Origin of the sequence: Clostridioides sp. ES-W-0018-02 (assembly GCF_020658175.1) — a bacterium.
In the GTDB taxonomy this organism is placed as follows: domain Bacteria; phylum Bacillota; class Clostridia; order Peptostreptococcales; family Peptostreptococcaceae; genus Clostridioides.
The window spans coordinates 827,300-853,875 of sequence record NZ_JACVVY010000001.1; the positions used below are offsets into that span (position 1 = coordinate 827,300).

Annotated in this window: 23 protein-coding genes; 2 read left to right on the plus strand and 21 right to left on the minus strand. The window is 27.0% G+C overall.

The window, feature by feature from the left end:
- Positions 1 to 23: 23 nt before the first annotated feature.
- The 4 genes from IC219_RS03805 to aroD form a co-directional block, all read right to left on the minus strand.
- Positions 24 to 485: a MarR family winged helix-turn-helix transcriptional regulator gene (locus tag IC219_RS03805; RefSeq protein WP_227434883.1), complete on the minus strand. Its 462-nt coding sequence runs from the start codon at positions 483 to 485 to the stop codon at positions 24 to 26.
- 304 nt (positions 486 to 789) lie between these two features.
- On the minus strand, positions 790 to 1,356 hold the full coding sequence (locus IC219_RS03810; RefSeq protein ID WP_227434884.1) for a beta-class carbonic anhydrase: 567 nt from the start codon (positions 1,354 to 1,356) through the stop codon (positions 790 to 792).
- Between the two features lie 353 nt (positions 1,357 to 1,709).
- Positions 1,710 to 1,787: a GTP-binding protein gene (locus tag IC219_RS21955; protein WP_227434955.1), complete on the minus strand. Its 78-nt coding sequence runs from the start codon at positions 1,785 to 1,787 to the stop codon at positions 1,710 to 1,712.
- Between the two features lie 20 nt (positions 1,788 to 1,807).
- Positions 1,808 to 2,575: a type I 3-dehydroquinate dehydratase gene (gene aroD, locus IC219_RS03820; protein ID WP_227434885.1), complete on the minus strand. Its 768-nt coding sequence runs from the start codon at positions 2,573 to 2,575 to the stop codon at positions 1,808 to 1,810.
- Between the two features lie 309 nt (positions 2,576 to 2,884).
- Here aroD and IC219_RS03825 point away from each other — a divergent pair, with 309 nt between their 5' ends.
- Complete coding sequence (locus IC219_RS03825; RefSeq protein WP_227434891.1) at positions 2,885 to 3,793, plus strand: LysR family transcriptional regulator; 909 nt, start codon at positions 2,885 to 2,887, stop codon at positions 3,791 to 3,793.
- 78 nt (positions 3,794 to 3,871) lie between these two features.
- Here the strand turns inward: IC219_RS03825 and eis are convergent, their stop codons facing one another.
- On the minus strand, positions 3,872 to 5,083 hold the full coding sequence (gene eis / locus IC219_RS03830; protein ID WP_227434892.1) for an enhanced intracellular survival protein Eis: 1,212 nt from the start codon (positions 5,081 to 5,083) through the stop codon (positions 3,872 to 3,874).
- Between the two features lie 416 nt (positions 5,084 to 5,499).
- Between eis and IC219_RS03835 the strand changes: the two genes are divergently transcribed.
- Positions 5,500 to 6,132, plus strand: coding sequence for a CatB-related O-acetyltransferase (locus IC219_RS03835; RefSeq protein ID WP_227434894.1), 633 nt, complete (start codon positions 5,500 to 5,502; stop codon positions 6,130 to 6,132).
- A gap of 225 nt (positions 6,133 to 6,357) precedes the next feature.
- Here IC219_RS03835 and IC219_RS03840 read toward each other — a convergent pair whose 3' ends face one another.
- The 16 genes from IC219_RS03840 to IC219_RS03915 all read right to left on the minus strand — a co-directional run bounded on the left by IC219_RS03840 (position 6,358) and on the right by IC219_RS03915 (position 26,539).
- The gene (locus IC219_RS03840; protein ID WP_227830639.1) at positions 6,358 to 8,358 is read right to left on the minus strand and encodes an FAD-dependent oxidoreductase; all 2,001 of its coding nucleotides are present in this window, start codon (positions 8,356 to 8,358) and stop codon (positions 6,358 to 6,360) included.
- 261 nt (positions 8,359 to 8,619) lie between these two features.
- A complete protein-coding gene (locus tag IC219_RS03845) occupies positions 8,620 to 9,489 on the minus strand; it encodes a radical SAM protein (RefSeq protein WP_227434897.1) in 870 nt (289 codons plus the stop codon).
- 97 nt (positions 9,490 to 9,586) lie between these two features.
- On the minus strand, positions 9,587 to 10,444 hold the full coding sequence (locus IC219_RS03850) for an alpha/beta hydrolase (protein ID WP_227434899.1): 858 nt from the start codon (positions 10,442 to 10,444) through the stop codon (positions 9,587 to 9,589).
- Positions 10,445 to 10,669: 225 nt separating this feature from the next.
- Entirely contained in the window at positions 10,670 to 12,688 is a 2,019-nt protein-coding gene (locus tag IC219_RS03855; RefSeq protein WP_227830640.1) for an FUSC family protein, read from the minus strand.
- Positions 12,689 to 12,951: 263 nt separating this feature from the next.
- Positions 12,952 to 13,737, minus strand: a complete 786-nt coding sequence (locus tag IC219_RS03860; protein WP_227830641.1) for a formate/nitrite transporter family protein — start codon at positions 13,735 to 13,737, stop codon at positions 12,952 to 12,954.
- Between the two features lie 56 nt (positions 13,738 to 13,793).
- On the minus strand, positions 13,794 to 14,765 hold the full coding sequence (gene asrC / locus IC219_RS03865) for a sulfite reductase subunit C (RefSeq protein WP_227830642.1): 972 nt from the start codon (positions 14,763 to 14,765) through the stop codon (positions 13,794 to 13,796).
- 12 nt (positions 14,766 to 14,777) lie between these two features.
- Positions 14,778 to 15,569 carry an anaerobic sulfite reductase subunit AsrB gene (gene asrB / locus IC219_RS03870; RefSeq protein WP_227434905.1) on the minus strand — a complete coding sequence of 264 codons (792 nt, stop codon included), beginning with the start codon at positions 15,567 to 15,569 and terminating at the stop codon, positions 14,778 to 14,780.
- Positions 15,570 to 16,577 carry an anaerobic sulfite reductase subunit AsrA gene (asrA, locus tag IC219_RS03875; RefSeq protein WP_227434906.1) on the minus strand — a complete coding sequence of 336 codons (1,008 nt, stop codon included), beginning with the start codon at positions 16,575 to 16,577 and terminating at the stop codon, positions 15,570 to 15,572.
- Positions 16,578 to 16,749: 172 nt separating this feature from the next.
- A complete protein-coding gene (locus IC219_RS03880) occupies positions 16,750 to 19,074 on the minus strand; it encodes an EAL domain-containing protein (RefSeq protein ID WP_227830643.1) in 2,325 nt (774 codons plus the stop codon).
- Between the two features lie 62 nt (positions 19,075 to 19,136).
- The gene (locus IC219_RS03885) at positions 19,137 to 19,625 is read right to left on the minus strand and encodes a transporter substrate-binding domain-containing protein (RefSeq protein ID WP_227830644.1); all 489 of its coding nucleotides are present in this window, start codon (positions 19,623 to 19,625) and stop codon (positions 19,137 to 19,139) included.
- A gap of 107 nt (positions 19,626 to 19,732) precedes the next feature.
- Positions 19,733 to 22,372, minus strand: a complete 2,640-nt coding sequence (locus tag IC219_RS03890; protein ID WP_227830645.1) for a diguanylate cyclase domain-containing protein — start codon at positions 22,370 to 22,372, stop codon at positions 19,733 to 19,735.
- A gap of 185 nt (positions 22,373 to 22,557) precedes the next feature.
- Entirely contained in the window at positions 22,558 to 23,247 is a 690-nt protein-coding gene (locus IC219_RS03895; RefSeq protein WP_227434918.1) for a Crp/Fnr family transcriptional regulator, read from the minus strand.
- A 62-nt stretch (positions 23,248 to 23,309) separates the two neighbouring features.
- The gene (locus IC219_RS03900) at positions 23,310 to 24,158 is read right to left on the minus strand and encodes a MurR/RpiR family transcriptional regulator (RefSeq protein WP_227482491.1); all 849 of its coding nucleotides are present in this window, start codon (positions 24,156 to 24,158) and stop codon (positions 23,310 to 23,312) included.
- An 18-nt stretch (positions 24,159 to 24,176) separates the two neighbouring features.
- Positions 24,177 to 25,064, minus strand: a complete 888-nt coding sequence (locus IC219_RS03905; protein WP_227434920.1) for an ROK family protein — start codon at positions 25,062 to 25,064, stop codon at positions 24,177 to 24,179.
- Positions 25,065 to 25,120: 56 nt separating this feature from the next.
- Positions 25,121 to 25,924, minus strand: a complete 804-nt coding sequence (locus tag IC219_RS03910; RefSeq protein WP_227830646.1) for a sialate O-acetylesterase — start codon at positions 25,922 to 25,924, stop codon at positions 25,121 to 25,123.
- Between the two features lie 162 nt (positions 25,925 to 26,086).
- Positions 26,087 to 26,539 carry a YhcH/YjgK/YiaL family protein gene (locus tag IC219_RS03915; protein ID WP_227482490.1) on the minus strand — a complete coding sequence of 151 codons (453 nt, stop codon included), beginning with the start codon at positions 26,537 to 26,539 and terminating at the stop codon, positions 26,087 to 26,089.
- Between the last annotated feature and the right edge of the window lie 37 nt (positions 26,540 to 26,576).

Consider the following 26,576-nt stretch of genomic DNA (forward strand, 5'->3'; position numbering starts at 1 on the left):
ATTGAAAAACATTGTTTTAAACTTTAGAAATATTTTTCATGCTCATGTTTATGACATCCTGCTTTTAAATTGTCTCTAACTTGCATTAGAAGTCTTCTAAGTACTATTTTTTCTTCTTCACTAAATCCTAAAAAGATTTCTCTTTCTAATTCTTTGTTAAATTCCTCAACTTTCTTACATACTTCTAGGCCTTTATCTGTTAAAAAAATTCTAGAAATTCTTTGGTCCTTTTCATCTTGTTTTCTTTCTACAAGCCCAGTTTTTTCCATTCTTTTTATCATAACTGTCGTTGTAGATGCTTTTACTTTTCTTTTATCTGCTAATTCTTTTTGACTTTGACCATTTTTCATCCTAAGAGAAAAAAGTATTTGTGGCTGACCCTGGTACAAGCCTAATTTATCAAAATAAAAATGAGTTCTTATAAAATATATTCGCATCAATTGCAAGAAAACATCATTTAATTTTTCTTCAGAATTGCTATTCATACTTACCCTCCTTATTTTTATATTACTTAGTCGGCTAATGATTATTTTACTATAACAGCTATCTTTTTTCAATATATTTATAAAAAATTCATATAAATTTCATTTATTAAATATTTTTCTATTGATTAGTTATGATTTTAATAGCTAATAATAAGTTTTTTAATTAGCTAACTACTTATATTTTTCATTGAAACCTTAAGATAAACCTTTTCATAAATTTATCAATTAAAAAAGGTTGTCTCAAAATAAATTTTGAAACAACCTCTTATTTAATAATATATTACTTATATACTATAACAATATATTATTTATCCTCATATCCATTTACAACAACATCTATTTTTCCAGTTTCCGGCGATATAATCAACCCATGCACAACAATTCCCTCTGGAATTAAAGGATGATTTTTTATTAAATTAATACTATCTTTTACAGAATCCTCTGCTGAATCAAATCCATGTAACCATTGTTTTGTATCAATTCCTGCACTACGAAGTGTAAGTATTACATCATTTGATATTCCTCTATCTAAGATTTTATTTAGTAATTTATCCGTATCCACATTGCACATACCACATCCATGATGTCCTACAACCATAACTTCATCCACATCAAATTCATAAATTGCAACTAAAATACTTCTCATAATACTTCCAAATGGATGCATTATAGTAGCACCTGCATTTTTTATCAGTTTAACATCTCCATTTTTAAGATTCATGGCTTTAGGTAAAAGTTCAGTTAATCTTGTATCCATACATGATAGGACTACTATTTTTTTATTTGGATGTTTTGAGGTTGCATACTGTTCATATTCTTTATTTTTTACAAATGATTTATTGTACTCTAATATCTCTTCAAGTCTTCGCATATGTAATCTCACTCTCTATAAAAATTTTTTATATTATTATATCACTATTGGACTACAATATATACATATATAATTTAATTTATATTTATCATCTATTTTTATAAAATTATTATTTTTCCATAATTTCACATATTAGTTATATTAGTAAAGACTCTTATAATAATCTTTTAATAATCAAAATTAGAATTATATATTTTTGTTATTTAATTAAATAATTCTTTTAAAACTTTATTACCTAAATTTAATCCTATTATAGCTACTTTTCCATCCTTAACTCCGCTATATTTAAAAACATTAGTTTTGCCAGAAGAATAGCTAAATTCTAAATATACATCAGATGAATTTACAAAACCTTATGCCTTTAATATTTTTTTAATGAGTGTAGTTTTTCCTACTCCTAAAAAACCTGAAACAACATCAACCTTTATCATATATACTCAAGTCTTTTAAACTAATTAATACTTTTATGTAATATACGTAGTATTGAATTTAGTTCTTCAACTGACATTTGACCTGGTGCAGAAACCTTTTTAACTGCTCCAAAAGTCAATGCTGAGCCAAATATTTCCCCACACAAACGACTTATAACTCCCATTCCTGCCATAGACATAGTTATTATTGGTCTATCTGCATAAACTTGAACCATTTCATTTGTAGCTGTAAGCAACACTAGAACATCTCTTTCATTTTTTGGCATAACAGCTATTTTAGGTAAGTCTGCTCCTAGTTTTTGCATTTTGCATAAACGAGATATAATCTCTTCTTTTTTGGGAGTTTTATTAAAATCATGATTCGACATGACTACTTTCACTTCTTTTTCATGAGCAAACTCGACTATTTCATTTACAATTTCATCTCCCATAAATAGCTCTACATCTATTAAGTCTATTAATCCTGTATTAGAGATTTCCTTATTTAAAATAGTATAATAATCTTTTGATATTAATTTTTGTCCACCTTCTTTTATACTTCTAAATGTAAATAATAGAGGTGTATCTGGTATATATTTTCTTAATTCATTAATAACTTCTTTAACTTGTTGAATATTTTCTACATTCTCAAAGAAATCAACACGCCATTCTACAACATCCAAACAAATTTCCTTTAAGTCATTAACTTCTTCAATAATTTCTTCTTTAGTTTTTCCAACTATTGGTACACAGATTTTAGGTATACCTTCTCCTATTCTAATATTTTTTACTTGTACTATATTATTCATATTTCTCCTCCACACATATAGAAGTTTTATCAGATTTTATATTCTTTACATCACAATATTATTATATCGTAAAAATACTATAAGTCATAACAATACTAATTCTACAGTAGTACTTCAACTTCATTTTATATACTTACATTTAATTTTTTTACACTCTTTCTTGTAATTTCATTATATTACTTAATTATTATTAATAAAATACATATTATTCTTAATATTGATAGAATTAATCTATGAATTATGGTATAATATGGTATAATTTTGTAGAAATAACCCGAATTTTATTTCTTATGAAGGGATTGAATATCAATGAACCTAAATCATTTGCATTACTTTAGAGTTTTAGCCAAAGTTGAGCACTATACAAAAGCAGCTACACAATTGTCTATAACTCAACCAAGCTTAAGTCATGCTATATCTGCTCTTGAAAAAGAACTGGGAACTTTTTTATTTGAAAAACAAGGTAGAAATGTTCGCTTAACTAAATATGGTAAATTTTTTTTAACTTATGTTGATAAAGCATTGAGTGAATTAGAAAGAGGAGAAAAAAAGCTTAGAGAATATACAAGTATATCAAAAGGTGTCATAGACTTAGGATTTATTTATACATTGGGAGCTTACTTCATTCCAGATATACTTGGTAAGTTTTTAGAAAAAGAGTCAAATAAAAATATTTCATTTTCATTTGGTCAAGGTACTACTAAAAAGATTATCCAAAGTTTAAAAGATGAAAAATTCGATTTAGCATTTTGCTCTTTTGTTCCAAATGAACCCAACATAGATTTTACAGCTATACTTCAGGAAGAATTGGTTGTAATAGTGCCATATAACCATCCTTTAGCCTCAAATGAAAGTGTAGACTTAAAGGATACAAAGGATTATCCTTTTATATTCTTTAGTGAAGATAGTGGAGTTAGACCAATTATTGATAAGCTCTTTGAAAAAGTTGATGTAAAACCACAAATTGTATGTGAAACAGAAGAAGATACAGCTGTCGCAGGTTTAGTTTCTATTAACTATGGTATAGCAGTTGTTCCAAATATTTTTGCTCTTAAATATTTTAATGTAAAGGTTTTATCAATAACAAATCCTATACATGAAAGGTACATATATTTAGCTACAATGAAAAATAAATATTTAACTCCTGCTGTTAATAGTTTTAGAAACTTTGTTATTAATTACAGTAAAAACAATAATCTAATTGATAAAATGGAATAAGAACAAGTTAAAAAGGGATTGTTTCAGAGTAAATACTCTGTACAATCCCAGACACATTTTAAAATTTATTAAAGTTTATTAGAAATAATCTGAGAAATATGGATTTTCACGTTCAATAAGATTTTCTAATAAATCTACTATTTCTTTATCACAAGTAATTCTTTTTATTCTATGAAGATAAGTTGGTCTTTTGTAACTAAGCAACATAGTTGTAAGTGTTTGTATATCAAGCTTCAAATCATACTTATCACCACCAGAGGTTAGTATACCTTTACCTTCTTTAGAAACACTTAGTGTAAATACTCCTGTATTCCAATCTAATAAAGGGTCTTTTAATTGAAATACTAACTTTACTTCATTTTCTTGTTCTTTAAATGGATACTGATTTATAAATTGTTCTATATCAACAATTCTACCCATAAAGTATGGTTTTATATTTTCTTCTATGTCTCCATCTTCAAGTAAAAATGCCAATGGTTCATCTGTATATGTATTTCCAACCACTTTATTTATCATTGAAAAGTGAGCACTTATAAAATTCCATAATCCTGTACGTGCCTCTTCTTCTACAAATACCATTTCTTTAATATAGAATATTTCATCAGAAATCCAATATAACACATAACCTTGTGCTTCATGGTTTTTATCATAATAAATTGCACATGTTAAGTCATCTAAATCCCAACGCCAGTATTCTTCCCATGCCAACTCACTTCTAATCATAGATGCATGGCTCTTTTTAGAAAATCGTTCATAAACATTTCTGACATCTTCGTGTTCTATACTTACACGCTCAACTTCTCCTGATACCGCTTTAGGTTTTGGCAACTGAGTATCTTTAATTTCAAAAGATATCTTATCTGATATTATTTCCCATCCCTTACGGCGATAATATGGAATTGAGTATGGAAATAAATAAGATATAGATTGTTTTCTTTTTCTCATATCTGTTAATGCTTGTCGCATCAATTTATCCATAAGACCTAAATTAGAATATTCAGGATATGTTCCAACACCAGTAAGACCACCCATATCGTATTCTTGACCAAATATATTGATTTTAAATGGATAAACAGCTATTTGAGATACTAGTTTATCCTCATCAAACCAACCAAATACATCTGCTTGTCTTAATACAGGTAGTTTAGCAAGAGTTATTTCTCTTTCCTCCCAACCTACTTGTTGTAAATCATGGTTTGTCACTTGAAATACATAACGTAACAATTGATTGAATTGTTGCAAATGCTTAGTTTCTACTTTCTTCATTTCGAGTCTCTCTAGTCGACTCATAATAAAACCTCCTAAAAATAAATACATATAAATACTATCTATTTATATAATATAGATAATAAATTTACATAAATACTACATAAATATTTATATAAACATAATTTTATCATACCCAATATATTCTAGTCAAATCACTGTTGAAAATTAAAGTTTAATTCAATAATAGCATTATTTAACTTAATAAAAAATGATTTATATTTAGTATATCTTAAATACTTGTAATTTTTTATCACTTTGATATAATCAAATAAATAGACAATTGTAATAAAATACAATTTAGTTAAAAATATTTTATTTAAAATAAAATAATAAACTATAAATAAATAAGTAATATATAAGGAGTGATTCTGTGAAGAGATGCATTGTAATAATGGGATAGTCAGGAAAACAATATAATATAAAGGAGAGATTTAAACATGACTATTCCAAATTCAGATAAAATATATCCAAGAAGTAATGATTATCAAACTATATATCTTAAAAATGTGATTACAAGAGACAATATAAAAGTTGGAGACTATACAATATATAACGACTTTTATAATGACCCAAGGGATTTTGAAAAAAATAATGTACTATATCAATATCCTATAAACAATGATAAATTAATAATCGGAAAATTTTGTTCAATTGCATGTAATGTAAAGTTTTTAATGACTAGTGGAAACCACACTATGAAATCACTCTCTACTTATACATTTCCAATCTTTTATGAAGAATGGGATTTAGACATAAATCATATAACAGATGCTTGGGATAATAAGGGTGATATTGTAATTGGAAATGATGTATGGATAGGCTATGATGCTGTAATTATGCCAGGTGTAAAAATTGGTGATGGAGCAATTATTGGAACAAGAGCTGTAGTTACTAATAATGTCCCTCCATATTCTATTGTTGGAGGAATACCTGCAAAAATTATAAAGAAAAGATTTAATGATGATATAATTTCAAAATTATTAAAAATTAAGTGGTGGGATTGGTCATATGAAAAAATCCAATCAAGTATTCAACACATTCAATCAGGAGCTATTGATAGATTAGTTTAATATTTTATGACTAATTTATCTTAAAACGAGATTTAGGGGAAATCTTTTTAGGAATCCCCTTAAATCTACTATATTGCCAATAGTCCTACTTGATATAATTAAAATTAAAAATAGTACTAAGGTTATAAAACAAAGATAAATTAACTTTTCTAAAATTACTTTACTTTTATTATTTATTCTCTACAAGAGATTCGACTTTTCTAAAATCATCTCTATTATTTATTATCATAAAAGATTTAACTTTTCTAAAGTTGTTATTATATTTCTTCCTTCTCTAACTCCATCGATTATTCTTCGAGCTATTTTACTATCTCCTATATTTAGAACTTCCACATTTTTAGCTTCAAAATATTTCTTTAAATTATTCAAAATTGGATTATTAGATTTCATTCCTAAACATATAAATCCATAATCAAAATTTAGTAAGAACTCTTCTTCATTCTTCTTAACTTTAAAATTATCATCCTCAACTTCCAATAATGCTGTATTTGTATAAACATCAACATTGTAATCTTTTAACATCTTCATCATTGTCACCTTTGTTATAGGGTCTAAATCTTTGCCCACAACTGGTAACATCTCAACTATAGAAGTTTTAGCCTTATTTTCTGAGAAAAATTCTACAACATCTAATCCAACAGCTCCACCACCCACAACTACTACTTTCTTATTTTCTAAGTCTTTTGTTTTAAAATATTCTATATCATTAAATAGCTTAAATATTGAACTCACCTTTCCATTTTCTTGGTCTATCCTATCCATCAAACCAGTTATTGGTGGAAGTAATGGTTTTGAACCTGTAGCATTTATAATTATATCAGGTTTTAAATTTTCTATAAATTTAATATCGGCCTTTGTATTTTTAAAAACAATTAAATTTTTTAATTTATTAACTCTCTGTTTTAAATACTTTGGAAAATCATTTATTCTACTTTTATCCGGAAAAGTTGATATTGTCTCAGCAAGCCCTCCTATATCTGCTTTTTCTTCTAATAAAAATACATTACAGCCCACCTCTGCTGCTGTGGCTGCGGCTTCGAGACCCGCCGTTCCTCCACCTATAACAACCACATTTGTTGTCTTATTTACTTTTCTTTGTTTATATTCTTCTCCATTTATTAAGTCTGGATTTACTGTACATCTTATAGGTCTATTTGCTCCAATTCTATTACCTGCACATCCTATATTACATGAAATACACTTTCTTATTGAATCTTCTTTTCCATTTTCTACCTTTTCAGCCCAATTAGGGTCAGCTATAAGGCCTCTTCCCATACCTATAAAATCCGCTTCATTATTTTCAAGTATTTTTGATGCTATCTCTGGATTCCTTATATTTCCAGTTATTATTGTTGTTTTTCCAAATCTTTTTTTAACTGCTTTAGACATATATGAACGCCACCCATCTTCTAATGTCATTGTATCGATTTGAAATTGTATAGAATCATTTAATGCTGCTGATACATTATATATATCTACTTCTTCATTTAAATATTCAAGAAGCTTTAAAGTATCATCTAAAGTATTTCCTCCCTCTATAAATTCATCCGCACTTATCCTTAAAGATATAGGAAATAAGGCTCCTACTTCGTCTCTAACTTTATCAATTACTAGTTTTGCAAATCTCGCTCTATTTTCAAGACTTCCACCAAATTCATCTGTACGCTTATTGTAAATTGGGGATAAAAATTGACTTATTAGATATGAGTGTCCAGCGTGTATCTCTATAGCATCAAAACCAGCTATTTGAGCTCTTTTTGCTGCCTTTCCATATTTTGTAGCTATATCTAGTATTTCTTCCTTCTTTAATTCTCTTGGTATTGTTCCTCCATTTTTTGAGGGTATGTTCGAAGAAGATACTGGAGTTAATCCATTTATTCTATCTGGCATAGCTGAAGCACCTGAATGATTAATTTGTATAGCTACACATGCACCATGTTTATGTAGACTCTCAGTTAACTTATATAAAGCAGGTATGTATCTGTCATGGTCTATTCTTATTTGTGTAGTTCCATTAGAACCTAAAGGAAAATCTACACAAGCATTTTCTACAATTATAAGTCCAGTTCCACCTTTAGCTCTTTGTTCATAATATTTAATGTGTTCATCTTTAAATTCTCCACTTTCTCCACCAAAGTTTGTTCCCATTGGTGGCATAACTATTCTATTTTTTACATTCATCCTTTTTATAGTTAATGGTTCAAAGATATTTTGATATATTTTCATTTCTATTCCTCCACACGTTTTTATGTTTATAGTTTTTGTGTTTTAAATTTATGTCTCTATTATAATGCGTAGAAATCTATTAAACCAGTGCATATTTTCATCATTATTGATAGATTTTTTCTATAATTTTATGATTATGTTTCTTAACAAAAAAATCATGCTACATTAATAGTGATACACTATTAATGTAGCATGATTACTTAAACTCTAGATAATTTTAATATTTTACATCTACACATATATATTAAGAATAGCTAAATTTTACAGTCTTCTATACTCTTCTCTTTTTAATTTTAAGTTACTTAGATAATAATCTATCTCATCAATTAGACGTTGTTTATCCTCAGGTAATATTCCTTTTAAGTTAACATAATTTGAGGCATGATTACTTCTAAATACGACTTTTTCATTGGTATCTATATTTTTTATCATTTCTTTAATTTCTTGTAGCACAGCTTTATCTTCCAATACTGTAAATTCACCTGATTGAAGTAAATCGTAAAGTTCAGTATTAGGTTCTACCATTAAACTCAATACACCTACATAATCTGGTGAAATTGCTCCTAGCATTTTTCCTGTATCAACTCCATGTTGATTCGTTTTTTTAGTTCCTCCAAGACCTGCTATTACAGTAGCTGATAATTTAATACCATTTTGCTTAACTTTTCTACCAACTTTTATAAGTTGTTCACTATTAAATCCCTTTTTAATATCTTCTAATACCTCATCATTTCCACTCTCAAGCCCTAGATAAATCATCTTAACACCAAGTTTTTTTAACTCTTTAAGTTCATCATCAGTTTTTTTCTCTATAGACTTAGGAGAGCCATATAGAGTAATTCTTTCACACTCTGGAAAAACTTCTTTTATATACAATATTATATCTCTTAGTTTTTCCATTGGTATTATCAATGCGTCTCCATCTGCTAAAAATATTCTGTCTACATTTTTATAATGTCTTCTAAATATATCAATTTCATTTTTTATTACTTCTAATGGTTTTATTTTAAATTTCTTTGATTTGTACATACTACAAAATGTACATTTATTATGAGAACATCCTAGTGTAACTTGTATTATAAGACTATAAGCCTCACTTGGCGGTCTATAAAGTGGCATATCATATTCCATATTAAAATCCCCCTTTTAATCAACTCTTAATTTTATTATATTAATAATATTTACTTAAAATAATACTTTATATATATTATAAACTTCAAGCTTTTGTTTAAGATATATTATTTAAAAATTTAATAATACTATTTGCAGTAATCTTAAGCTGTTTTTCTTGACTTATAATAGCATCATTGTCTCCCTTTTGTTTTCCATAATCTCCAAATTGTGCATGATTTCCCCCTTCAATTTCAACATAAGTTGTATCATCAGGAAGTTTTTCTTTTGCTTCTATAAGATTTTTAAAATTAACTACTCCATCTTTACTTCCCCATATAGATATAACCTTTTTACCTAGCTGTTTTAGTTCATTGCCCATTGGATAGGAAGATAAAAACACAACTCCATCAATTAATTTATTGTCACGTGCAAAATTAGATGCAACAACTCCACCCAATGAGTGACCTCCTATTACCCAATGTTCTATATTATTGTAAGAATCCATAATTTTCTGTGCTTTATTAGTTCCAAGTATAGCTAGATTAAGTGGCATTTTTGCAATTACCACTTCATATCCACTTTCTGCTATTTTTCTTGCAAGTGGTGCATATGATTCAATTTCTACTTTAGCTCCTGGATAAAAAATTAGACCTTTAGAAACTTTTCTACCCTTCGGTGTAAATGAAATATTTTCATTTATGGTTACCTCAACTTTACTATTGCTAACTAATGCTTCTTTTGCTAGTTTTTGAGGTTCATATGTTTTGTTTATCCATATGAAAAAACTAAGCAGAATCAATACAAACAGTATACCTATTCCCATGAATATTTTCTTTTTTATATTAAATTTTCTATTATCATTTTTATCATCTTCGTTTTCAACCTCATCATAAAGTAAAGGTCTTTCAAGTTCCATAGTTATACTAAATGTATCATATTTCTTATTGCGCTTTACCTTTACATCTTTACTCATAAATCTAACCCCCATAATATTTGAATACTATTATAGTTTATCCTAAGTAAATTGTTTTTTCAACCAATGAAAAAAATCAATATTTTAACCTTTTTCACACAAAATTCATAAATATATGGTTTTTGTTTTTAATATACTATTTTCTGTTAACATTGTATAAAAGAAAAAGTCATATACTTTATTTTAAAGCTATGACTTTTTATATAATTTAATTAGATTAGAAAACTATGCAACTTCTTGCACTAACATTTTACTGATATTACTTATTCTATACATTTCTTTTACACCATTTAAGGTTTGAAGTAAATTTAGACAAATTATTTTATCACCTAAACTTACTGTACTTTCAATACTATCTAAAATTACACTTCTTCCTTCATCATATTTATCAGCATCATAATTTGAAATATAACTAGTATCTCTCAATATTCTTTCTACATCTTCATCTCTAATATTATTCTTTTTGACATTTATATATAAATTGTACATATTACTTATTAGTAATTGTTGATTTTCTAAGAAATCATCTTGATGTTCATCTTTGTATATAGTATTTATCAGCATAAGTCTATCTTCAATAAGTGATGGCACTAATAATAGATTCTTTATATAATGAACATTGGTTGAATTTTCAATAGATTTATTAACTTCATTAATTATATTTTTAACTATACCTTTATACACATCTATAACATGCTGATACCCCATTTTTGCATCATATGGTAAAACAAATTTATTTATTATTAATGCAATAATTGCACCTAATACTACATATGAAATTCTACTCATAGTTAAAACATTAGGGTCTCCCATAACTGCTGCCGAACCAAGGGCTGAAACAGTTACACACACTATCAGTTTTCTATAATCAACTACATATGAGTTTATGTATCCTGCTAAAAGTACTATTAATGACCTTAATGTATTATCTTTTATTATTGAAAATGAAACAATAAATATTACCGCTCCTACTAGTGTACCTTCTATTCTTTTTCTGGATTTCTGCAAACAGTTCTCTGCATAAGGTTGCGTTAATGAAAACACAGTTAACATTATCCATCTTCCATCTTTTAAGTGAAAATAATCCATAATAAAACCTGAGATTGCTGCAGCCAAAGCGATTTTTATTGCATAAGAAAATCTTATAGATTTTAAATTAAAATGTTGTTTATATATTGACATTCTTCTAAATTCACGTGGTATCTTTATTTTTCTTTCAACTCTTTTTTCCTCTTTTGATTTTACCTTTTTGTACTCTAATAAAAATTCATATAGATTTTCTAAAACACTATAAATTTCTTTCAAATTTATATTTTTAGTATCTTGAGCGACAACATAGTCTCTAAACCCAAGTATTTCTTTATTAGTTATCTTATCTTTATTTTCTAAGCACATCTTGATATAATTTACTTCTTTAGATACTACAACTAAAACATCTTCTTTACTATTTGTACTACTTTCTTTTAGCATATTTTTTATGTCTTCATCCTCAAATTCCTTAGTATCTATTTTATATCTATCTAAGATTAAACTTATTCTTTCTAATGAAAATAAGATATTTATTATATCCATTCCTTTAATACTAATAAAAAAATCATCTTTTCTATTATCAAATATAACCATTTTAAGACCTTTTGATATAGAATTTATTGTGTAATTACAACTATCTATTTTTCTCATATTAGACTTATTTACAGAATTATCACTGTTAATAATATTTTTTAAAAGATTTATTTTTTCCAACAACTCATCACATATAGATATTAATTCTTTGTCACCAATTTTTTTCATTCTATTTCTATTCATAACAAATTGAGCAATCATTATGACAAGTGAACCACTAGCTAAAGCCGATAATCTTATAGGAAATTCACTTAATCCTACAGGTATACTTATCATAAATATATACATAAGGCCAAAAGGTACATATACAGCCCTTTTCAAATCATAACTAAATAAATATCCTATTATAAATAATGCTATAAAATTTAATAAAATTCCTAAATACATATTTTGTACTGCAAAAAACGATAATACTCCTAATGTTACGTTTATTATCAAGTATTTCAGTAAATTTTTAATTGGAGAAATAGTTAAATCCCTTTCCAAAAGCATTAGCATAGCTGTTACTATAGCCACACCTATAAGTGTATTTTTACTTCCAAATAAAGCTATAAATGCAGATATAAATGCTATTATAAAAATAAACAATTTAGTTTTTGATATTATTAATTTTTTTGTCATCAAATACCTCCTTAAAAATTTCAACAAAGTCAATTTTATCACACTTATTATCGTATTCAAAATCGTCTTTTCTACGTGAGGATTCTAATTTTTCTATTTATAATTCTAATTTTAATTCATATATTAACGAACTTTATAATCATATATAACATATATATTCATATGCCAGCATACGTTTTTTCTTTCAAATATTTTTTTAAAATTAAAAACAACGCTCTCAATAATACAATCTTTGTACTTATTGAGGGCGTTGTAAGATTTATCTAGCAAACTTGTTTAATTTTTTCTTTACCTAGTATGTAAGTACCAAGTCCCATAAATAAAGCTCCTCCAACAATGTTTCCAAGTGTTACTGCTACTAAATTATAAATAGCTCCTCCAATACTAACTGTTTGAATTGTTGGAGAAAATAATGAAACACTATAGATTGTCATATTCGCTACACTATGTTCAAACCCTGTTGTTATGAAAGCAAATAAACATAGGAATATCATAATTATTTTTGCACTATCATTGTTAGTTCTAAATGAACATAAAACTGAGACACAAACTAAAATATTACACAAAACTCCCCTAAAGAAAAGAGACATAAATGGCATAGATGCCTTGGCTGCTGCTGTGTTTGCAAAAAATTCTGCTACAGGACCTTTATCTACTAAACCAGTTCCTACAAACATTATACCTAAAATTAAAGCTCCTATTAAATTTCCTACCCAACTGTATATCCATATTTTAGAAGTATCTTTTATACTTACCCCTTTATTTAGTATACCTACAGACATTACCATATTATTTCCAGTAAACAGCTCTGTTCCTGTCATTACAACTAAACTAAGTGCTACTGCAAACGATAACCCCATCATTATCTTTGTCATAGGAGAACCTGCATCTGTCAAAATCCCTCCAATAGTAAATATCAAAAGTATACCGATACCTACATAAAGTCCTGCAAAAGCAGAAGACACTAAATATTTTATCTTACTTGTATTTAATAAATTTATTTTATTTATAGCTGCATTAGTTAGTTTATCCAAAGTTTCTTTATGCATAATTCCCTCTTCCTTCTATTAAATTTATAATTTATTTAAATATATTTTTTTATTACTTATAGATATTTAACACCACTCCAGTATATATTTTCATGTACTTTAGTTATTTCTTCAAATTGTACACCTTCAAGTGCCCATTTTTTAAATTCCATGAATCCAGTCCTGTCAATTATATATCCTATATGCTCTTTCCCTCCTGGTGCATCTTTATCTATATATTGCTCTACATATTTGTAAGTATTAAGTATTATTTTTATTATGTTGTCTTCATCTGCCCATAAAAGAAAATCTTCTGCTAGTCTTGGATTTTTCTTACCTGTTCTACCCATTATAGCTAATCTATAGTATTTTTTTTCATCTCTAGTCCATGCATTTGTTGGGCAATTTAGTACACATTCTCCACAACCTATGCATTTATCTCCATCTCTTACTACTTTATTATTTTCTGTTTTTAATGCTCCAACAGATAGTTTTGAGCATTTTTTTACACACGCTCCACAATTCACACATCTATCTTTTTCATATAGTGGTAAGGTCATTCCTATAATTCCAAAGTCATTCATTCTAGCTTTTATACAGTCATTCGGACATCCAGTCAATGCCACTTTAAAATGTAAGTCATTTGGAAAAATTGCTTTTTCTATTTTTTTTGCAAATTCAGTTGTATTATACTGCGCTTTTGGACAGACTTTATTACCTATACATGCAGCTATGTTTCTCGTACCTGCTGCTGGATAACCTGCATTTTTCTCACTTTGATTTATATTCATCTTTTCAATAACAGGTTGTATGATATTATTTATTTCTTCCATATCTTCCATATCTATTCCTAAGATTTCAAATCCCTGTCTTGTAGTTATGTGTATCTGACCATTACCATATTCATTTGCAATCCTAGAAACTGTGATTAAACTTTCAGGGTCAATAAGACCTCCTGGCACTCTAACTCTTAAAGAAGTTTTATATTTTATTTTTGTAATTCTATAAGCATTTTTCATTACTTTTTTAGTATTTAAATCTCTTATCACAAACTCCACCCCCTAATCAATAAGATTTTTAGCATATGAATAATCAAATACTGGTCCATCTAAACATATATAAGTATCATCCATCTTACAGTGTCCACATTTTCCTATTCCACAACACATTTTTCTTTCATAAGAAACCCAAATATTTTTTTCGTCTAAATCTCTTTTTAAAAACTCTCCTACTGTAAATTTCATCATCATTGGAGGTCCAACTACAATTGCAGAAGTATTATTTATATCTTTTATATCTAAATCTGGAATATATTTTGTTACTAATCCTACATTTCCACTATAACCCTCATCAGCTCCATCCACAGTAACTAAAATATCCAATTTTTCACTCCATCTTTTTAAGTCCTCTGCAAATAGAACATCTTTTGGTGATTTAAATCCAACTATTAATTTAAACTTTTCACACTTATCTTTATTATTATAAAAATATTCAACTATTCCTCTTACAGGAGCTAATGCACTTCCTCCTGCTACTACTACGATTTCTCTTCCTTCATATAAAGATACATCAAATCCATTTCCATAAGGTCCTCTTATAAAAAACGAATCTCCTTCTTTGTAATTGAATAATTCACTAGTAACTTTACCTACATTTCTTATTGTAAAATCAATATAATCTTCTCCATATCCTGATACTGATATTGGACTTTCACCATATTTAGGTATAGATATTTCATAGAATTTTCCAGGCAGAACCCCTTTTGTATCACAATTCACTTTGAATGTCCATTCTTTATCAGTATGTTTAACTATGTCTAGTATTTTTGCACTTACTGGTATATATGAGTTCATTTATATCTCCTCCTTACTAGTTACTAAATCATTTATTTTTTCTATACATTTTGAAAATGATATATATTGTGGACATGCATCATCACATCTTCCACATCCAACACACATGTTATATCCAAATCTTTTTTTGAAATCATTTATTTTATGCATAGTTTTAAATCTCATTCTTTCTCCTTGTTTTTTTCTGAAAGAATTTCCACCTGCTATGTCTGTATATCCATCTACTTGACATGAAGCCCAAACTCTTCTTCTTTCACCTACATTTTCATTTTCCTTATAAAAAATATCCTGCATTGTAAAGCATGAGCATGTTGGACATACAAAATTACATCTTCCACATCCAATACATCTTGTGTCATATTCATCCCATATTGGATTTCCTATTATCTCATTAGAATCAATATTTTCTGGTATATCTATAGAAATTAAATTTTCTGTTACATGACTAACATCAAATTCTGATGGCTCTCCATTAAATACTTCAAATTCATTGTCTTTTATGTCTAAGTACAATGTTTCTCCTTCTATATTCAATCCAAGTGAATAGTTATCAGTTTTATTAGAATCCATACTTACACAAAAACAATTTCTAAAACTCTCTTTACATCCTACAAGTGCAAATTTTATTTTTTCTCTAATATGTTTATAAAAATAATCTTTTTCTTCTCCATTATTTAAATATATTTCATCGAGTCTCTTTATTCCATTTATGTCACAAGCTCTTAGAAAAATTAAAATCTTTTTATTGTCTAAATCGCTTTCCTTAAATTCTTTTTCAGTAAAGTAAAATAAGACTTGATTAATAGGAAGCACTACTTCTTTTGGTGAAAAGTTTGATTTTTGAGCAAATTCCATTTCTTCAAAAGTATTTACTTCCTTGTATCTTATCATGTCCGTATCTGAAAAAGTACCTTTAAATGGCATTATGACTGGTGCAAATATTTTGTAGTCTTTTTTTAGGAAATTCAGACCTTCATTGAATTTGGATGAATCTAATTTTAATTTCATTTTTATCACCTTTCTTATATTTTAGTTTTGCTTACTTATTATCTTGTTTAAATCTTAACACTTTATTTTAGATACTTCTGTGATAATTATCACAGTTTTAAAAATAATAAAAAAAATATTACTAGAGTTTATTAAACTCTAGTAATATTTCTTTATTATTTATAACTTTAAATTAAAAATCTGTTCTTTTAAATACAAGCTTTTCAAATGATTCTATATCCATAGGTCTTGCAAAGTAAAATCCTTGTCCAATATCACAGCCTGCATTTTTTAATAAATTTAATTGACCTTCAGTTTCTATTCCTTCAGCTACAATTAGCATATCTAAATCCTTACCTAATGTAATTATATTCTTTATAACTTTTTCTCCACGTGTAGATGTAATTGTCTCATTTAAAAATTCTCTATCAATCTTCAATACATCAATTGGTAATTTTTTTAAAAGACTAAGTGAAGAATATCCACTTCCAAAATCATCCATAGATACAATAAATCCAATATCATGCAAATCATTTAAAATATCTAAAAGCATGCTTATATTTGACAAAAATAAACTTTCTGTTAACTCAAGTTCTATTAGATGCGCTGGTATATTATGCTTATTTATTAAAGATTTTAAACTAGTTACTATATTTCTATTATTTAAATGAATTCTTGATACATTTATAGAAATTGGTGGTGGCTTTATTCCATTTTTTATCCATTTTGACATTGTACTAAAGACATTATCCCAAACATACAAATCAAGTTTTTCTATAAATCCATTTTTCTCAAATAGTGGAATAAAATCATTAGGCGATATAGTTCCCTTAATTGGATGAATCCAACGAACAAGAGCCTCTGAACCTACAATCTCATCTGTTATAAGGTTAATTTTAGGTTGCAAATAAATTACAAACTCTTTATTTAAAAGTGCATTATCCATATTATTTTCAATTTCTTTTTCACGAAGTATAGAAAGCCTTATTTTATCATCATAAAAAGCAACTTTACTCTTATAATTGGTTTCTATTGTTTGACAAGCTATCTTAGCTCTATCAATCATTACATCAATATTTACATCATCTTTATCAATTAAATACGCTCCACATTTAAGTATTATATCTATTTTAAATGTATTTTCTTTATCACTATTCACAATCTCAAAAAAATCATTTGCTCTTTTTCTTAAATTTTCTATATTACTTTTTTTAGTCATTACAATAAATCTATCGTCTGATAATCTTGCATATATTTCATCCTTAAAAATACTTTCACCTATTTTTCTTGCTATATATTTTAAAATATTGTCTCCAAATTCAAAACCAAACATATCATTTATATATTTAAATTTATCTATGTTAATATAATATATAACAAAGTTATACGTTCCATATTTTTCAAAAAGCTTATTAGCATCAATTTTAAATTTCAATAGACTTCTTATACCTGTTACTTCATCAACATATGCTATCTTTTTTAATTTATTCATTTGTACCTTATAATTTACAATAAATATTCCAAAAACTATAAATATAATAAATAATATTATCAAAATAAATGCCATAATATTATGCTGTATAAAATCTAATAGAGTAACTGTATGCTCTAAGTACTTCGTACTGCCTGTAACTGCAATTGCAACCTCTTCTTCTGTAACTCTATTGATGGATTTATTGAGTATTGACAATAATGCAGGATTTGCTTTTTCAGAAACCCCTATTCCAATATCCACGACTTGATTTTTTATTGGCATAAACATAAGCCCATCAGATTCTTCAGTATTAATTATATTATTTAGGATATAGTTGCTTCCTATAAATACATCACTTTCTTCTTTCTTGACAGCTTCAATACATTTACTAGCATTTGGATAAAAACTTACTTCTTGATTTGGATAATATTCTTTTACGAATGATTCTATCCCTGTCCATTTAATCATTGCTACCTTAGTTTTTTCATCCATTCTAATATCATTTTTTGCCAAACCTAACATGGTAGTTTCAAGGTAGCCATCAGTAAATATAATATTATGCTCTAACTCAGTACTCCGTGACATAAACATATTTGCACAAATATCTACCTCACCATTTTCAACCATTTTTAAACCCTCTGAAAAATTATCTACCTTTATATACTCAAACTTTAAACCTGAGTTATTTGAAATTGATTTTAATATATCTATTGATATACCTTTGTAGGAATTTGTATTTTTATCATAAAAAGATAGTGGTGACGTATCAGGACCTGATACAACTTTTATTACAGGATGTTTCTTTATATATTCTTTTTCCTCCAAAGTAAATACTTCTGTAGCTATTGCAGTACTCTTATAATGTTTATTAAATAAATTACCATCATAATATATATCTTCTCGCTTAATCTCATTTAATGCATAATTCAAACCATCTAGTATTTTTTTGTTTCCCTTAGTTGTTGCATAATAGATAGGCTCTGATGAAAAACGTAATACTACCTTTGTATTTGGTATATCTCTAATGCTTCCTGTAAGTATCATATCAATGGTTCCTTTTTCAAGTTCCTTTTGAAGTTCTTCTGCACCTTCTATGTACTTATATTTTACAGATATTTTATTTTTTTACAGTATTCATCAAATACACTTTTAAAATGATTATCTGAAACTGTACCTACTACTTTTCCATCAATCTCTTTTAGATTATTATAAGATATTGTATTGTTTTTGGAGTTCACATACAATGCTCCATATTCATATCCAAAATTTAAATTTGTATAATCATAGTATTCTTCACGTTCTTCATCCTTTTGCAATGCTCCAAATATATCAATTTTTCCCTCTTTAAGCATTTCTAGACCTTGACTACATCCACAAGGTATATATTCTAATTTCCAATTATTTATTTTAGCGATTTCATTCATATAATCATATGTATATCCATATAACTGACCATCTTTTGTAACAGAAATTCCATAACTAGGCCAATATCCAACCCTTACTTTTTCTTTCTCAGAAGTGGCTAAAACAAATGATGTATTTAATATAAGTAAAAAAATAACCATAGTAATAGTAAATCTATATTTTCCATTCATAATATGCCTCCATTTATAACTAAATCATATCAAGATAGTTAAAATATTCTTATTCAACTTAATATTCTTTATATTAAAAATTTAAGCCCTCCATTTGCATTTAAACTTTAAATAGAGTCATTAAATATAATAAATCTATCTTTTCCTTGATTTTTTGAATGATAAAGAACTTTATCTGCTTTTTCATATAATTCAATAAAAGTTGTTCCATGATTTGGCATAATAGATATTCCAATACTACAAGAAACTTTATATGACTTATTTTCTCCAGTATAATAATTTCTAAATGCATTACATAGCTCAATCGCTTTGTTTTCAATAAATTTTATATTCTTCATATTTTTTATGAAAACTACAAACTCATCTCCACCAATACGTCCAATTATATCATCCTCTCTAAAAATAGAAGTTAATTTTTTTGATACTTCAACTAATACTTTATCACCAAAGACATGCCCTAAATTATCGTTAATAGCTTTGAAATCGTCTAAATCAATAATAAAAAATGCATGACTACTTTCTTTAACTCTGTCTAAACTCAAAAATCTCTTTATTAGAGTTTCAGTTGTACCTTTATTATAAATTCCTGTTAATATATCACGTTCAGCTTTAAATTTAAGCTCAATCTCTTCTTTTTTCTGTTTGTCTATATCTTTAATGTACGCAAATCCTTTAAGTTGATTGCTTTGGGGGTCTTTAAGTAAATGCATTGTACAAAGTTCCCATAAAATCTTACCATTAATGTCATATCTTCGATACTCTAACTTTAACTCATTTACTCCCTTATTATATGAATCTAAGACATTTTCATAATAAAATACTTTTTTAAAGTTTTCCCTATCTGAAATAAAAACTATATCGGCAACAATAGCCTCCATTACTTCAGAATATTTTCCAGCAGGTCTTAAGCCTAAATTGTTATCAGACTTTATATTACTTGATATAAATTTATCTTGAGAAAAATTAATTTCATATATAGCAATTGCTTCAGACAACATAGCTTTTCTATATTGCTCTTCTTGATTATATTGCATTTCAGCTTTTTTTTGCTCATTTATGTCTTCTAGTAGACCTATCGCTCTAATTGGAATTTCTGCTCCATTAAATAGATTCGTTAGAGTCATTCTATTCCATATATATTTTCCATTGACTAGTCTTGTTTTTATTACAGATACTACACTTTCTTCACCTTTTTCCATTTTATTAAAAGATTCTTTAAACACATCAACAAAGTCAGGATGTATTGTCCCAGAATCTATAAAATATTCTATGCCATTTTCAATATTTTTTTGTAATCCATATATTAAAGAGACATCACTAGAGACATGTATAGATTTTGTATGCATATAATAGTCAAATACTATGTTAGAAGTCTTGGATAAGGCTATTCTAAGCCTTTCTTCATTAATCTTAAGTTCTTCTTCTACTTTTTTTAAATCTGTTACATCAACCAACACACAGTAGAAATACTCTTTTCCATCAGAATCTTTTATAAGCTCACACTTATTTACAACCCACACAAAATTCCCACTCTTAGTAATCATTCGATACTCTATTTCAACTACTTTTGATTCTAATATTTGAAGTGCAAATTCATTTTTCACTCTATCTACATCATCTTTATAAATTACATCATAAAAATTATTATTAAACATATATTTTATCTCTTCTTTAGTATATTCAAACAGGTTAATAAATCCATCACTTAAAAACACAAATTCATATTTTTCACCTACACTACATTTAAAAACACCTCCTGGTATATTGTTAGTGAGTGAAGATATCTCTAGATTTGCTTTTACAAGCTTTTCTTTGGATTTTTTCTCTTTATAAAATACAATTAAAATCAAAATTGAAAGTGCTATGAAGTTTTTAGTTGTTAATAGAATTGCAAGTTTGTTTATCTTAGAAATCTCTTTCACTATCAAAGCCTTTGGAATAAAAGACAATACATACCAATCATTTATACCAACTGGAGTATACGTGGCATATTCCTCTTTTCCTTTAAATTTATATTCTAAAAATCCACTTTTCTTATTTGATATATCTTCAATAAAGTTTTTATAACTGTAATCTTCTCTAACATAAATAAAATCAAAAAAATCGCTAACATTATTTATGGTATCATCAGTTTCTCCTGGAGTAGATTTTAAGACAAGATTTCCTGATTTTTCAAATATATATGTACTTCCTTCTCCATTAAAACTAGTCACATCTATAAATTCACTTAATTTACTTGTATAATAAGAACCATACAGAACACCTATCACTTTACCATTTTTGTACATAGGAGACGCTACTATAAAACTATTTTCATTGTTAACAGATGATTTTATGATTTCTGAAATATTGCTTTCCCCTTTCATTGCTTTCTTAAAATAGCTATGTTGTGATATATTATAGACCTTTCCATCACCTGTATAGGCTGTACCATCTGGACATGCAATATAGATTTTTTCAAAATCAGATTCCTTTGATACATCATTTAGCAATTTCATTATATCTTCTTTCTTCATACCCTCTGACTCTGAAATAATTTTAGAAATACTATTTATAAACTTTGTTAGTGAGTTAAGCTTAACATTTATAGTATTTGAACTTTGCAATGACAACTCTTCTAAATGCATCTTTTTACTTTTTTCTACTAATGAATTAACATTATAGGTAAAATCCCAAAGAGAAAACATCACAAATACACATATAAAAATCAAACCTAAAGCATAACCTATGAATTTTTTATTTTTCATTTTGATACATCCCTTTCTGAGTATAGAAGCTGTGTCAATATCTGTATATTTACTGTTCATATTAAATTAATTATACTATCAGAATTAAACTGTTTCAATAAACTTAAGGCAAATATTATCATTTTAGATAAATAAAAAAGAATCTATGGATAGATTCTCTTAATAATATCTTTATTTAATTATAATTAATTATTTTTAAAGTATTTTGATAGTTCGGCTTCTTTTACATAAAAACCTTTATTATCAATCTTTATAAGTTCTTCTTTTTGCAATACTTTTATCATTCTAGAAACTGTCTCTCTTTTACAGCCAAGCATATCAGCTAAATATGTAACTGTAAGATTTACATTTAATAAGGTCCATTCTCCACAATAAATTCCAAACTCTTTACTTAATCTATACAATTTTGCTGCTAATTTCTTATCTACTTTTATAGATATTGAATTTTTTAACTGTCTATATAAACGTCTTGTCCTTCTCTCCATATAAGAAATAATATCTTTTGTAAGCTGAAAATCATTTTTCATAATTTCTGTAAATTCTTCAATGCTATAATAAGACACAATTGAATTTTCAAATGCCTCACATCCAACAGCAGAATTCTTCGTAAAATCAAAGGTAATGTCATTTATAATTTCTCCATTATTTAATATAAAAATCACCTTTCTCTCACCATTTTCGCTTATCTTAAAAATAGATACTTTCCCATCTAAAAGTACGTATACTCTGTCCAATTGTTCTTTTTCATAAAATAAAATTTCTTTTCTTTGTAATCTTTTTAGTTTAGCTTTTTCCTTAAGTTGATTCTTAGTTTCACTACATAAATTATTAAAAAGTATTACTTTGTCAATATCATAGTCTTTTAATTTAGACATGTAAAATCTCCCCATTACTAAATTTTTAAGAAAACCACATAAAGTATTACAAATATCTGATTTTATTCATTTTTAAACAGTTTTATAGCATTTGTAGTCTTGATTTTTCTTTCAATAGCTTCATTTGAAAGCTCTTTTACTACCTGTGTATATACTAAATCAATAATAAAAAATTGTGCCAATTTAGAGGATATTGAACCAGTTTCCAATACAGTTTCCCCAGATACATAAGATAAGTGCACATCTGAAATATCCTTTAATTCAGAATTTTTATTTTCAGTAATAGATATAATTTTAGCATTATTAGCTCTCGCAAGTTTTACAGTTTTTATAATTTCTTCAGTTTCCCCAGAATGAGAAATTGCAACTATTAAATCTCCTTCTTCCATTATAGAAGACATCATTATCATAGTATGACTACTATCAAAACTTACACAATTAAGCCCAATTCTCATAAACTTATAGTTTGAATCTTGTGCTATTATACCTGAATATCCAATACCAATAAAGTAAACCTTTTTAGCATTTATTATAAGTCTTGCACAGTCATGAACATCTACACTATTGATTATCTCAACAGTATTCTCTAAAGTAGTTATATTTGAGTTTAAAAGTTTCTTGGCTGTATCTAAAGCTGGCTCATCATTTTGTATATTCTTATTTATAATATTTTTTTTATTACTACTTGATATTTCTTGCGCTAAAGTAACTTTAAAGTCTTGCAACCCATTAAACTTCATTTTTTTAACAAATCTAGTTATAGTTGCTTCACCAATATTACTCTCTTTAGCAATTTGTGATATTGGTTTATAAAATACATCCTCTATATTTTCCTTTATATAAGCTATCAATAATTTATCTGACTTTGTAACTTTAAAAGTTGGTGATTCCAATTGTTCTAAAATACTCATTAAAAAACCTTCTATTCTCTATATTTTGTTTAAAAAATTATACAATGCCCCAAGCATACCTGCATCATTTTGTCTCTTTGCAAATTCTACATTAGTATTTTTATAAACTCTTTCTATAAGAATCTCCTTTAATGCTCTATCTATTTTAGGTTTTAGAAATTCTTCTTGTGCCATTATTCCACCACCTAAAATTACAACTTCAGGATTTATTACATAACATATATTTGCAATACCAATTGCTAATGATTTTATCATATTATCCAATTCTTTTAAACAATCTTCGTCATTATTCTTTGCTAAATCAAAAATTATTTTCCCATTTAGGTCATTTTCATCCATATTTTTTATTTTTGCTAATTTTTTTACCAAACTACTAGTTGATGCTAGTTCTTGGAAAGTACTTCCATTCATATTCATATATCCTACTTCACCAGCACTATTACTAAATCCATTTATAAGCTTATTATTTATTATAACACAACCACCAATACCAGTACCTATTGTCATACATATAGAAGAAGTTGCTCCCTTACCTGCTCCAAGCCACATTTCACCAAGGCCAGCACAATTAACATCATTTTCAACTTCACATTTTATATTAAATTCTTTTTCTATCTCTTTCTTTAATTCCATACCTTTATAGTTTGGAATTAATTCTTCTAACGCAAATACTATCCTACCTTCAATTGGGTCAACCATACCTGCAGTTGATATACATATCCCATCAATATTGTTTTCTTTCATATATTTTTTAACTATTTTCTTTATTTTAGATAATATTCCTGGTCCACCTTTTTCTTTTGCTTCAGTATCTAAACTGGATTTATCGATTATTAACCCATCTTCTCTAATAAATCCATATTTTATTGAAGTACCTCCAATATCTATACAAACGTAATTTTTCATAACATATCTCCATACAAATTATTTTTATAACCAATATTACTAATTAAAATTTTATATTACATGAATTTTTTATTTATTTTTTCCAACTCACAGATATATTTTCTCGCTTCTGATAAATCTATGGTATCCTTTAATATAATTTTTTTCTCAGTTATATTATATTTATAAATATTCTTACATAAATCTTCTCCCAACATATTAAGACCTTCTTGACTATAATGTACATCATCAATAGTTAGACCTTGGTCATGAAATTTCATAGCAATTTTGCTTCCTATGCTTAATATGTCACATTCATTACAAGCAAATTCTTGTGCTGCTGCAATTCGTCTTGTTCTAACAAAATATTCATCTTCTCCAAGCCAATAACCAGTTAAACTAACAAACATTTTATCAATGATACATTCTTCCTTTAGTCTATATGCAATTTTTTTTAGACTCTCTTTATAGTATAAAACATCACTACCATACTTTGCATCACTTTCACCTTGAATCCAAATAACATATTTATTTGTTATTTTATAATTCTTGCTTAAAGTATTACACCCTGCATTAAATTTTTCTATAGTGTCATTTAAAAACCAGTTATTATCATGATTCCAATTTTTTATTCTTGACCCATCCTTTGCATTGTGTATAAAACAAACTTTATTACCAGTAAGTCTATTCCACTCATTTGAAAATGCAGGTGCTATAGTACCATCTCCTTCAGAAGTCTCTAATTCACATCTCATGTTTATAATCTCGTTGCTACTTAAGTATTCAAAACAATTCTCATTTGGAATAACACTGTCTTTTGGATTTCCTAAGCCTCTCGCATTACTTTGTCCTATTAATAAAAATACATCTATTTTATCCATAAATTAACTCCTCTATACAATTCTAAACCTTTTAATATCTATTTAAACTTTCTTATAAAAAACTAAGGCTGAAAATAGTAATCTAACTAAAATTTACGAAATATCACTAATCGCTGAAAGTTAAATCACTATTTTCAGCCTTAGTAGTTATATAAATTTTCATTATCTAACCAAAACCTTAAAAATAGCTTTTTTTATATTTTCTTTTTCTGAAACTTTTATTGCTGTCATATGTGCATCTTCTGGATAACATACTAAGAAATCACCTTTTCTAAGTTCAACATATCCATTGTTTTTCCCATCAAGAGGCAAAAAGTCACTATCTTCTTCATATGTCTTTTGCTCTAAATTTTCTATAAAGTTCAAATCTATTCTTTCGCATCCATCTAGCATCAAGTGTACATCTATATATTTCTTATGAGCTTCCCAGAATCTTTCTTCTTTTTCACAAGTTTCATACTCAACAATATTTACAAAGATATCATCACCATCTATTGTATGAGTCCCTTTTTCGTAATCTATCAATGAATTTTCTTTAGCATATTCAAAACACTTAAGTAAGTCTTCGTGTAATGTTGAATATGTCTTACTATGATTTATACTTCCAAATATCATAATCACTATCTCCCTATATAATTTTAAGTACATTCTA